Below are 11,973 nucleotides of genomic sequence, written 5' to 3' on the forward strand. Positions count from 1 at the left end.
CCGCTCGTATCGCTGCTGCACAAGGGTCCATGGCATAGAGTTAATGCGATATCGCGATCGCAGCCTCGGGCAAGTGAGGGGCATTCCCGCCAGTGTGCGTTAGGCTACCGGCCGCTTTCGGCGAAACGACTGCTCGGTAGTGGCTGGCGTTGCCGAAGCATGAATCAACCCGGATGCCCGGTTTGTCCAGCGGCTTCATCCGGCTATGTGAAAATGATTCCTTTACGTTTTGTCGAGCCACGGGTTCGAACGACAACAACATATCGATACCTCGGAGGTGCGACTATCAAGACGATACGTAAACGGGTAGGCGTGGTCGGGCTGTTCAGCAACGAGAACATCGGTGACTATCTCTTGGTTGAAAGTGCCAAGTTCTTGCTCAAGAAGCACTCTCCTGACATTTCTCTGCAGGATGTAGATGTCGATCCTCGAGATCCTCTTATCTTTCAGGGTCGGCGCCGAATCAACCTGTACCTGCATGTACTCCTCCTCCGGAATCGGAAGATGGTCTTTTCCATCATCCGACTGCGAACGTTTCAGTATTTCTACGAGTACTTCATGTGGTGGCTGAAGGTGAACTGGTACTACAAAGAGGTCATGCAATCACTCGATGGCCTCGTGATTGCGGGCGGCGGATTCATCAAGTTCAAAACTCAGGGATTGAACTACTTGGATGAACAGATCATCAAGATCGCGGAGAAACGCAATATCCCAGTGATGTTCAATGCCGTTGGTGTCGAGGGGTACGATCCAAACGATATTCGCAGTCGACGGCTCAAGCGAGCGCTCAACTCAGATGTCGTCCGGGTCATCACGACCCGAGACGACCTGACAACATTGCGCAATTCGTACATCACAAACAAGAGCATCATCAGCGACCTCGTCGGCGATCCGGTGTTCTGGCTTCAAGACGCCTTCTCGATCGAAAAGCGGTCCGACGCAGTGAACGTGGGCATCAATTTGATCAACCCGGACAACTACAAGGAGTATGGCGGTGAAGCCGATTCCTTCAAGATCGCCAACTTTTATAAGAATCTCATCCAAGAACTGAACATTCAAGGAGTCGACTTCTACCTGTTCTCGAATGGAATGGAAGTGGATCAGCGCTTCGGTGAACAGCTGGTCGCTGCCATGAATCTGCCCCAGAACCGGTTGATAAGGCGGCCAGAGAGTTCAGTCGAGTTCTTGGCGACGATGACTGATTTCAAGGTGATTCTTGCCGCGAGGATGCATGCGGGCATTGTTGCCTATGCACTAGACATTCCAAAGGTCGGGTTGATATGGAGCGAAAAGATCGACTTCCTGGCTCACCTTCTTGGTGAACGGGATGCTTACTTCAACGAAGAAGAACTCGACTATAGGACGATCGTGCAACTACTTATCAAGAGCGAATCTTTGAAAATTGATACAACGACGAGGGATACTCTCAAGCAGAAAACCTTTAGCCATATTGGCTCGTTCCTAGACGATCTCGACGGAACTGGCGGTGAAGAACGTTGAGCCGGCTGATCAGCGGTCACTATGTTTCGACCCTCGCGAACCGTTTCTTCTCGGTCATCAAGTTGCCCCTGCAAGTCCTTTTGCTGTCCATCCGAGTCCTCAATAAAGTCCTGGACCGCTTTGTATTCTCGAAAATCGATATTGCGCTATCGCGGACGGCCAGGAAGCGGCTCGCGAAGAAGACGCCCGTGGATCCCAACATCATTCTCTTCATTACGTTTCAGAGCGAGTACACCTGTAACGCTAAGTACATCAGCGAAGAAATGATCCGAAGGGGCTCGACATACAACATCGTCTGGGCAGTGAGCCCGTCCTCTCAAGGACCCCACCCAAGCGAGATGAGCTTCGTTCGCATTGGATCGGAGGACTTCTACAAGACCGCTGCACGAGCAAAGGTCATTGTCCAAAACGGTCATACTCTTCAATTGCAAACTGTGGCGAAAAACACGGGTCAGTATTGGATCCAAACGTGGCACGGGTCACTGGGTCTAAAGCGGCTCGAAGGTGCGCGTGGCGATGATCATTTCTACAACGAGATGAGAGCTCTCCAGTCTCGGCAAACCGACTTTCTTATCTCTAACAGCCAGTTCGAAGATGATGTATTTGACAAAACCTACTGGCCCGGTGTTCCCGTCCTGAAACTGGGACATGCACGTAACGACATCCTTTTTGACCGTTCCACCGAGACCGCTGGCGATCTTCGCCGCAAAGTGCTCACCCGCTTGAATGTCACCGATACAGGGCAAAATTTCCTGCTGTTCGCACCGACGCACGACGAAAAGAGCTTCGGGCAATCTTTCGGTAATCTAGATTTCGAGAGGCTTCGGGAAGTCTTAAGGAACAAGTTCGGCGGCACTTGGGAGTTCCTAATTCGGGCCCACGAGAGCAACAAGCGTTCGTCCAAGCAGTGGTTCGCTGGTCTGCCCATTTACTGCCACAATGTCTCGTTCTACCCGGACATGCAAGAGCTCATGATGGTCGCGAGCGTTGGCGTAACAGACTATTCAAGCTGGGTCTGCGACTACATCTTAACGGGGAAGCCCAGCTTCTTGTATGGAGTAAATCTGAGGAATTTCGACGCGGTTCGCGGCAACTATCACGAGGTTGAGGACACGCCCTTTAGTATGGCGACTTCCAACGCCGAGTTAGTTCAGAACATATCCGCATTCGATCAGCACGAGTACGAGTCCAAGATCGAGCAGTTCCTCGAGCATTGCGGATCCGTCGATGACGGTCGGGCCGCCCCACGGATCGTGGACAAGCTTGAGGAACTCATGGAGCATTAGGCGCGTGACGTAGAATCATTAAAATGTCTGCACAAAACAACAACGATGTCGGTGGTTTGCTCACACCTAGTGGCGAACATGCGACGGTGACGGAGCGCCCCTTCACCGGGTGGGCTCCGCACGTAGAGTTGGAGTCCGGACTTGACTGCACCATTATTTGGCACGAAGAACGGGTGGCGTAGTGCTCCAACCAGCCAACTCGGACCACGCGGCGCCTCTTTCGAAACCCACGCACTCTCTAGCCGTCACCAATATCGGGTGGGTTCGCGTCCAGATGACTATCCGGGTGCTGCTGACCCGATGTGACAACGAACCGCTGCGGAACGCTGAACAAAACATCACCTTCCAACTCGTCGACGGCCTGCGCACGCTGCCAGCACCGGCGACGTCAGAGGGTGCCGGTGTGTATGCATTACATCTAAACGTCACAGCCTTTGCAGGCCGCAGCGCGATACCCGACGGCATCTGGCGAATTCAAGCACTCCTAGACAATCAGGGCGGACCGGTAGCGTCCTACGACGGTCGGGCGCTGGAACGCCTCGACGATGCTTCACGCGTGTTTTTGTTCAATGCAAATCAATCGGCTCTGACCGTCTCCTACGACATCGCAGAGAACGCTGATCAGCTGGACTTCCTTTTGCGCAGTTTTCTGCTGTCGCGCAGTCCAATAGCATCGGAGCATCCGCTGTCTCCCAAGCGATTGTACGAAAAATTTTTCGGCATGGCAGCCAAGCAGCATTACGCCCGCTGGATCTTTGACGCTTTCACACGCTTAGTCGGGCCGACGCCCGGACGGATACTCTTCGCGTCAGACCGACGGGGGAATACCGAAGGCAATCTCCAACGAGTCCACGAGCGCATGGTTGAGCGTGGGCTCGACAAGAAGTTTGACCTCCGAACTTCGTTTCGTCTTCCCCACACCACGCGTTGGTCTTCAACGATCCACATTCTCTACCTCATCGCCACCAGCGAGATCGTGCTCCTCGACGACTACTTCCCCATGCTCGAAGGCCTCAAGGTCGACCCCCGGAAACGGATAATCCAGCTCTGGCACGCCGGCAGCGGGTTCAAATCAGTTGGATTCAGCAGGTTCGGAAGGCAGGACTCGCCCAACCTCTGGGATGCGCACCGCTATTACACCTATGCAATCGCCGGATCAGTGAACCTTGTTCCGGTCTACGCCGAGGTGTTCGGGATCGAAGAGAGCGCGGTGATTCCCACCGGATTGCCCCGCGTGGATTTGTTCCTCGACGAAGAACGTACACGCACATTTGTCAGTGGTTTCTACTCGGCGCACCCCGAGCTGCGCGACAAACGCATTATCCTTTTTGCACCCACTTACCGCGGGTCTGACATCGAGAACGCATTCTACGATTACAGCCTCATCGATTTCGATGCGCTATACGAAGCGTGCGGTCCCGATACTGTGGTTCTGTTCCGTATGCATCACTTTGTGAAGAATGAAGTACCGATTCCGGAGCAACACCAGGAACGCTTCTTCGACTTCACACGCTTCGAAGACGGGCTAAGGCTTCTGCACGTTACCGACCTCTTGATCACCGACTATTCCTCGATCATCTACGAATACTCGCTCCTTGACCGACCCATGCTGTTCTTCGCGCCCGATGAAGTTAACTACGCAGCGGTGAATGGGTTTCACCGCCCCTACGACGAGACCGCGCCAGGGCGTGTCTGTACGACGTTCGAGGACCTCATCGATGCGATCTCTTCCCGAGAGTACGAGCAGTCGAAAGTCTCACGCTTCCGCGCAGAGAACTTCGACAGAATCGATACCGGAGCAGCCGACCGGGTGATCGATTGGCTCATCCTCGGTGATCCGCGTAACGCATTTCACGAGAACTCAGCACGGGATGATGAACTCGAAGGTTCGACCCACGAATCAAAGACTGTAGATCTGTCACAGGAGGATGAAAGAACTTGAATGTTGCAGTAATTTTTGCGGGCGGTATGGGTTCGCGGATGACCTCGAAAACTGCGCTGCCGAAGCAGTTTCTTGCGATCCACGGGACACCCATAATCGTGCACACCATCCAGCATTTTCAGGAACACCCAGAGATTGATCGCATTGCCGTGTCGATAGTGCCAGAGGGGCGCGAACGCTTCGCGCGCTTGGTATCACAGTACGGGTTAACTAAAGTCAACTGGATCGTCGAAGGCGGCTCAACGGGGCAGGAATCACGTCACAAGGCGCTTCGCGCCGTTGCCAACGACGCGACCGGAGACACGGTCGTGCTGCTACACGACGGTGTGCGACCACTCATAAATGCGGACCTCATCTCGGACAACATCCGCACGGTTCGTTCCTTGGGCCCGGCGATCACAAGCACGAAGATCGTTGAAACGGTCATCTCGTCAGAACACGAAACAATCGACGAAGTGCTGCCACGAGACTTTCTCTACCTCGCCCAAGCACCGCAAAGTCTCCGGCTTGAGACAGCAATCGATATCTACGACCGAGCGGTCAGTGAGGGTGAAAACGACTCAATTGACACAGCCAGCCTCCTTCGCCGCTACGAGCACACGCTGTATCGAGTCGATGGCCCTCGCTCGAACATCAAGATCACGACCGCCGAAGACTACTACATGTGCCGCACGTTCTTTGATCTCTTGGAACGCAACCAAGTCGGAGCATAGCCGCTTGACCTGTCCGCACCATCGACGGGCAATACGGCGGCAAAACAGAGCCAGGAAACATCGCTTGTCTGGGTCGCAGGCATCACACGCTCTACAATTCGGCGGCTGGAAAGTACGCCAGACATCGCCCGGCGTACTCGAATGGACCAGCCCCACCGGGCGAATCATCACCGACCAACCAGATACCCGACCCTCCTTCACCGAAAACTAGAGTCGGCTCAGCGAGCGCGCGAGCTAAGCGAACGGCGACGGAAACGGGTTCAGCGAGCGAGTACCGGGCGCAGCTTGTTCTCGAACATGCTCAACGCTGACGCAATCGCCATGTGCATATCGAGGTACTGGTACGTGCCCAAGCGTCCGCCAAAGAATACTCCAGCCTCGGCATCCGCATGCTTGCGGTATTCCAAGAGTCGATCGCGATCCTCTGCCGTGTTCACCGGGTAGTACGGCTCGTCTTCGCGCTCCGCAAAACGCGAGAACTCGCGCATGATGACGGTCTTCTCCGACTGGTAATCGCGCTCAGGGTGAAAATGACGGAACTCGTGGATGCGCGTGAACGGCACATCGGCATCCGCATAGTTCATGACAGGCGTGCCCTGGAAGTCTCCGACTTCAAGCACTTCTTGTTCGAAGTCGAGCGTGCGCCACGAGAGCTCGCCCTCGGCAAAGTCGAAGTAACGATCGATCGGGCCCGTGTACACAATCGGCACTTGGCCGACCATCGTCGACTTATTGACCGGCTGCGACTCATCAAAGAAATCGGTGTCTAGGCGCACCTCGATGTTGGGGTGATCCGCCATCCGTTCGATCCACGCCGTGTAACCGTCAACGGGCAGACCCTCGTAGGTGTCGCTGAAGTAGTGGTTGTCGTAGCTGTAACGAACAGGGAGACGACTGATGACTTCGGCGGGCAACTCGGTCGGGGCTGTCTGCCACTGCTTCGCCGTGTAGTCACGAATAAATGCTTCGTAGAGCGGGCGGCCGATCAGCGAGATCGCCTTCTCTTCCAAGTTCTGCGGCTCAGCATCGCCCAACTCTGACGCTTGCTCTGCCACAAGCGCGCGAGCGGCATCCGGTCCGAATGCTGCACGGAAGAACTGGTTGATCGTGCCCAAGTTGATGGGAAGAGGAAAGACCTCACCACCGTGATTGGTGTACACGCGGTGCTGGTAGTCGGTGAACTGCGTGAACTTCGTCACGTAATCCCACACATGCTTGTTCGAGGTGTGGAATAGGTGTGCCCCGTAGCGGTGCACCTCAATGCCTGTCTCCGGCTCAACCTCGCTGTAAGCATTGCCACCGATGTGGGAGCGGCGATCAATGACCAACACCTTGAGTCCCAGTTCATTCGCGGCGCGCTCCGCAATCGTGAGCCCGAAAAAACCAGAACCAACAACGAGCAAATCAGGAGTCACAGTACAACCTTTATGAGTGGAAGCCGCGGGCAATAAACCGACGGTAAGCGATACGACGAATCGCGACGGGCACCAGACGGTAACCCCCGCGCACAATCACATTACGAACATTTTGCAACGGGGTGGTGAAGCCCAGCCTTCTAAACTCCCTTTGCAAACGCAACTCCGCCGATAGCTGGCCGAGCCCGCCACGCCGAGTGTACGCGCCAGCGCTCACGCGGTACATCAAGAGAGCCTCCTGCAGATTCTCCACCCGAGCACCCGCATCAATCATGCGCGCAAACAACCAGTAGTCCTCCATGAGGCCCACATCGATATAGCCACCCGCCGCTTTCACCGCGGAACGGCGATACATCACGGTCGGATGATTGAACGGATCATGAAAACGCGAATAGCGTGCGATCGCCTCTTGACCCTGAGGGGGAATTCGCTTGCCGATGACAGAACCATCGTCCTCGGCGAACTCGAACATCGCAGTGCCCACTAGGTCGAGCCCACCCGCGATTGCTACCCGCTGTTTCTCAAAGCGGGTCGGCAACGAAACGTCGTCGGCATCCATTCGGGCCACGACGTCGAAATTGCACTGAGCCAAGCCTGCCTCAAGGGCACGCGCCAAACCACGATTGTGTTTCAACACCAATAGCGTGGTCGGGACCGTCGATGCTGCGATCAACTGCTGCATCATCGCAGAGAGTTCAGCAGACACTGGGCCATCCTGAACTATCACCACCTCAGTGGGAGGCAGCGTCTGGTCATCGACACAACTGCGAAACGCACGCTCCAAGAAACTTGGCTTATCACCCGAATACACAGGCAAGAGCAAAGAGAAGTTGTGCTCAGCGGTGGTCACGCGCGATCCCTCGCTGCCTCAACCTGCGCAACGGCATCGGCAACCACCGTCAGGTCAGCAAAATAAGACTCATTCGACTTCGGACGCGTGCGCGATCCCTCGCTCAACCCGCGACGCAGCCCGCTCCACAGCACGGGGCGCTGCTGCGAGCGCCGAATCGTACGAATCCACCGTCGGATGCTGGACGCCCCGTACATCGCCTTCTCCCACGCCTTCAGGCCTCGGGAGTAGCGCATGAGCCACACCTTATTACGCACCTCGAAGAAGAACCGCTCCCCCGGGTCGAGGTCGGTGGATCCAAGCAGCTTCGTCTTGTGCACCACAACACTGGCAGGCACAAAGATTCCGAGGCTATCGCGCAACACTCGTGTGGAGAATTCGAAGTCATCATTCCAGATGAAGTAATCAGCTACCGGCAATCCCGCTTGTCGAACTGCTGACGCCGAAACGAACATTGAGACGAAAGATGAACTGCGCACGGCTAGCGTGCCAGCCTGCACTGCTGCCGCACGTTCTGCCTGTGAGACGAACGGCTTTTCCCGCGGAGTGTTCATGGGATGGTCTCTACCATCGGTCCAGATCACCCGAGAACCGGCGATTGATACGCCCGGTTGCGCTTCGACGGCCGACAATAATTCGGCTGCCGCTGACGCGGTAGGAATAGTGTCGTCATCCATCAGCCATAACCACGTCGGGTCGTGAACCTTCAGCGCGTGCGCCATACCGGCAGCGAAGCCGCCAGCGCCGCCAGTGTTGCGATCCAAGGTGACCAGATCGATGTCGGGAAAGTTCGCGCGAACCGCGTCGCCGGAGCCATCATCCGACGCATTATCAACAACAACAATGGCATCAAGGGCACGAGACTGTGTCGACAGGGCAGTGAGAGCTTCCATGAGAAGTTCGCGCCGGTTAAACGCCACTACCACCGCCACTACACGGGAAATCTGCGGCATTTTTGGTATCTCGATCTCACTGTCGCGAATGGAAGGGCAACACTCACTGTAGACGAGGTGCGCACGCTGCACACTTTACAGGCCGCCTCTTCATCCTGAAGATAGGATTGCCCAGTGAACAGCGACAAATCACCCATCGGAGGGCTCCAGTGAGCTGGTGGGATGCCATCCCGGCGTTCTTCGTTGTAGTGACGATTGGAATCGCCCCTGGGCTGCTGTTGTCGTTGCTGCTCGGATTGCGCGGAATGGCGTTACTTGGCTCCGCGCCAGCGTTCTCCGTGACGACCATCACGCTGGCCTCCATCGCCGCACCATTTGCTGGGATCCCCTGGGGCCTTCTACCCATTGGGATGACGACCGCAGCGCTGTGCGTCATCGTCGTCTTGTTCCGGATGCTGTGGCACCGACTGCGCCCCCGACCAGCGTTTCAGCACCCACCCGTGCGACTGCTCGCGTGGGCCGCACTCGGCACCGGCGTTGCAGCCCTCATCATTACTATTCGATTCATCGTTGCGTTTGGCGATCCCGAAAATATTTCGCAAACCTACGACAATATTTTTCATCTCAACGCCCTGCGCTATGTGCTCGACACCGGTAACGCATCATCGCTCAGCCTCGGTGGTCTCAACATCGACAACCCGCAATCCGGCACCTTCTACCCGGCGGGCTGGCATGCCATCACCGCAGCCATCGCAAGCACCACTGGCGTCAGCATCCCTGTCGCGATCAACCTCGTCTCCATTCTCATCGGTGCCATCTACTGGCCGCTCGGCTGCGTCTTTCTTGCACGAACCATTCTTGGACCCCGTGCGATCGCGATCGTCGGTGCTGGAGTGCTGTCCGCCGCTTTCGGAGCATTCCCCTACAGGCTTATCGACTTCGGCGTTCTCTACCCCTACCTTCTCGGCATTAGCCTTCTGCCTGCAGCGCTCGCCTTCGCGGTAATCGCCGTCGGCATGAGCAACCACCCCGAAATGCGTAACTCTCGTGCGTGGTTTGCCCTACTCGGCGTCATCCCCGGAATCGCCCTCGCCCATCCCGGCGCCGCGATGGTATTCGTCGCCCTCAGCAGCGTGATCGTGGTGGTCGGCGCTCGCCGCAGCTATAAGAGACTCACAGCAGCCAACGCTGCACCGGCCACGATACGGGTGCTCATTGCCGCCACCATCGCCGTACTGATTGTCTACATCGCCGCTTGGCTCATCGTTCGAGTCAGTGTCGTGTGGGAACCGACCGAGACCGCAGCTCAAGCTCTGGGCGAGGTGCTCACGAATGCCACCACCGGGCTTCCTATCGCCGTCGTTGCCACGGTCCTGGTCGTCATCGGTGCGCTACAACTCCGCCGCCGTCCCCAAAACTATTGGCTGCTCTTCAACTTTGCACTCGTCGGAGTGCTCTATATCGCCGCAGCCGCAATGCCTCACTCGCTTCTGCAGTCACTACTTGTCGGCACGTGGTACGGCGACAGCTACCGCCTTGCTGCCGTGATGCCGGTCGTCGCGCTCCCGCTGGCCACACTCGGCCTTGTGGTGATCTACGACACAATTCGTACACGCGCGCCGCAGCTCATCATCACCGCCACGACAAACAGCGAGGGCCGCCACCAGCGCAGGCTCGCCATCGTTACCGTCGTGGTTGTGCTCCTCGCGACACAGGGCTACTCGCTGCACATCGCGACCGTTGAAGCCCGCAGCCAGTATGTCGTCGCCGAAGAACCTGTCAAAGAAGCTCCGCTGCTGACAGAGGACGAACTAGACGTGCTGAACCACGTCGCTGATTACGTTCCCGAAGGTGCCATAGTCGCCGGAAACCCCTGGACAGGAGCCGGGCTTGTCTACGCCATCTCCGACCGTGAAGCTATGCTTCCGCACGTCGGCGGATTCGATACCGCAGAATCCCGCCTCATCGGCGAACACCTTCGCGATGCCGATCGTTACACTAGCGTGTGTGATGCTCTTGCGACCCTCGAAGTGGGGTATGCATTAGATTTCGGTACGCGCGAGATTCACGGAGACGCACACGACTTTGACGGACTCACTCGACTTGCGAGCTCCGACGCGGTAGAGCCGCTCTATACGAGCGGTGACGTGGGACTATACAAAATCACCGCGTGCGAATAACAGACAAAGGAACCTTATGGCGATGACCACCCTGCGTGTAGTCCTCGATGACATAGCCGCGCCCGCATCGCGTAATCTGCGTCGCTACTCCGAAGAACTGATCAAGCAGCTCATTGTCAGCGCGCCCCCGAACTGTGAAGTCGCCGGCATCGTCTCTAACAACAGCACCAGCTCCGCAAAGATCGAGGAGACCTTCCCCGGCCTTGCGGAACTGACCACCCTGCGCTTAGGGCACGACGCCCTCACGCGTGCGTGGCAGCATGGCGTGACAAGCATCCCCGCAACGCGCATGTCTGGCAAAGGCCTTATCCACTCTCCGAGCTTGTTCGCACCCCTCTCCCGCCACGACCGGGTTAATGACGTTGGTACGCAAACCGTGGTCACTGTCCACGATATTCTCGCTTGGACCAGCCCTGAATCCATGAGCACGCGACAGGTCGCCTGGAACAAGGCCATGGCCAAACGAGCATTCAAATATGCGGATGCGATTGTGGTTACGAGCCATTCCGTTGCCGATGAGCTCAAGGACATCATGAACTTTGGCGAGCGAGTGCGCGTCATCCCAGGCGCAGCAACCGAACGGGTGAAACAACCTTTCAATGCGCACGCTCGTGCACTCGCTCTGGAACTTCCCGAACGCTACATTTTGGCCACAGGAACACTCGCTCCTCACACCCGGCTGGATGCACTCATCCAAGCAATGGCACACCCTGATGCACCGGACATCCCCTTGCTCATCTCGGGACCGCCCGCCTGGGGCGAGAGAGACATTGCCAGCACTATCGCCGCCGCCGGCCTCAGCTCAGAACGCGTTCGCTACCTCGGGGCGCTCGACGACAACGATCTTGCCGTTGCCCTCAACAGTGCCACCATCTTCGCCCACCCCGACAGTTCAGAAGGCTTCAGCCTTCCTGTTCTTGAAGCGTTCTCGCTCGGTACCCCCGTTGTGCATTCTGATGCCGCCGCTGTCGTCGAGCTCAGTGCAGACGCAGGAATTGCGGTTGCCCGGGAAAGCGCAGAAACCTACTCCGAACGGCTTGCCCAAGCTCTTGCCTCGGTTGCTAACGACAGCGAACTCGAGCGCCAGCTCGGTTTTCGCGGCCTCGACCGCTCACACGTATTCACGTGGCGAGCCGCCGCCGATAAAGTGTGGCAACTACATGCCGACCTGTAAGTCGGCACACTCAGCCCTGC

General features: G+C 56.9%; 10 protein-coding genes. 7 read left to right on the plus strand and 3 right to left on the minus strand.

The window, feature by feature from the left end; genetic code table 11:
• The first annotated feature begins 159 nt into the window (after positions 1–159).
• The 5 genes from I6E52_RS04705 to I6E52_RS04725 all read left to right on the plus strand — a co-directional run bounded on the left by I6E52_RS04705 (position 160) and on the right by I6E52_RS04725 (position 5,441).
• On the plus strand, positions 160–1,500 hold the full coding sequence (locus I6E52_RS04705) for a polysaccharide pyruvyl transferase family protein (RefSeq protein ID WP_197155238.1): 1,341 nt from the start codon (positions 160–162) through the stop codon (positions 1,498–1,500).
• Positions 1,497–2,786 carry a CDP-glycerol glycerophosphotransferase family protein gene (locus I6E52_RS04710; protein ID WP_197155239.1) on the plus strand — a complete coding sequence of 430 codons (1,290 nt, stop codon included), beginning with the start codon at positions 1,497–1,499 and terminating at the stop codon, positions 2,784–2,786. The genes I6E52_RS04705 and I6E52_RS04710 overlap by 4 nt, the downstream gene beginning before the upstream one ends.
• A gap of 23 nt (positions 2,787–2,809) precedes the next feature.
• Positions 2,810–2,968 carry a hypothetical protein gene (locus I6E52_RS04715; protein WP_197155240.1) on the plus strand — a complete coding sequence of 53 codons (159 nt, stop codon included), beginning with the start codon at positions 2,810–2,812 and terminating at the stop codon, positions 2,966–2,968.
• 92 nt (positions 2,969–3,060) lie between these two features.
• Complete coding sequence (locus I6E52_RS04720) at positions 3,061–4,728, plus strand: CDP-glycerol glycerophosphotransferase family protein (protein ID WP_197155241.1); 1,668 nt, start codon at positions 3,061–3,063, stop codon at positions 4,726–4,728.
• Positions 4,725–5,441, plus strand: coding sequence for an IspD/TarI family cytidylyltransferase (locus I6E52_RS04725; protein ID WP_197155242.1), 717 nt, complete (start codon positions 4,725–4,727; stop codon positions 5,439–5,441). Before I6E52_RS04720 ends, I6E52_RS04725 begins: the two co-directional genes overlap by 4 nt.
• Positions 5,442–5,701: 260 nt before the next feature.
• Here the strand turns inward: I6E52_RS04725 and glf are convergent, their stop codons facing one another.
• The 3 genes from glf to I6E52_RS04740 are packed head-to-tail and all read right to left on the minus strand — an operon-like array spanning position 5,702 to position 8,659.
• Positions 5,702–6,856, minus strand: a complete 1,155-nt coding sequence (gene glf / locus I6E52_RS04730; RefSeq protein WP_197155244.1) for a UDP-galactopyranose mutase — start codon at positions 6,854–6,856, stop codon at positions 5,702–5,704.
• A gap of 10 nt (positions 6,857–6,866) precedes the next feature.
• Complete coding sequence (locus I6E52_RS04735) at positions 6,867–7,706, minus strand: glycosyltransferase (protein WP_197155246.1); 840 nt, start codon at positions 7,704–7,706, stop codon at positions 6,867–6,869.
• On the minus strand, positions 7,703–8,659 hold the full coding sequence (locus tag I6E52_RS04740; RefSeq protein ID WP_197155248.1) for a glycosyltransferase: 957 nt from the start codon (positions 8,657–8,659) through the stop codon (positions 7,703–7,705). Before I6E52_RS04740 ends, I6E52_RS04735 begins: the two co-directional genes overlap by 4 nt.
• Positions 8,660–8,808: 149 nt before the next feature.
• On the opposite strand from I6E52_RS04740, the gene I6E52_RS04745 reads away from it, so the two are divergent.
• Positions 8,809–10,779 (plus strand): DUF6541 family protein, encoded by a 1,971-nt coding sequence (locus I6E52_RS04745; protein WP_197155250.1) that lies wholly within the window; start codon positions 8,809–8,811, stop codon positions 10,777–10,779.
• 16 nt (positions 10,780–10,795) lie between these two features.
• A complete protein-coding gene (locus I6E52_RS04750) occupies positions 10,796–11,953 on the plus strand; it encodes a glycosyltransferase family 1 protein (protein WP_231601765.1) in 1,158 nt (385 codons plus the stop codon).
• Positions 11,954–11,973 lie beyond the last annotated feature (20 nt).

The sequence above is a fragment of the Salinibacterium sp. NG253 genome (assembly GCF_015864945.1).
Lineage (GTDB): Bacteria > Actinomycetota > Actinomycetes > Actinomycetales > Microbacteriaceae > Rhodoglobus.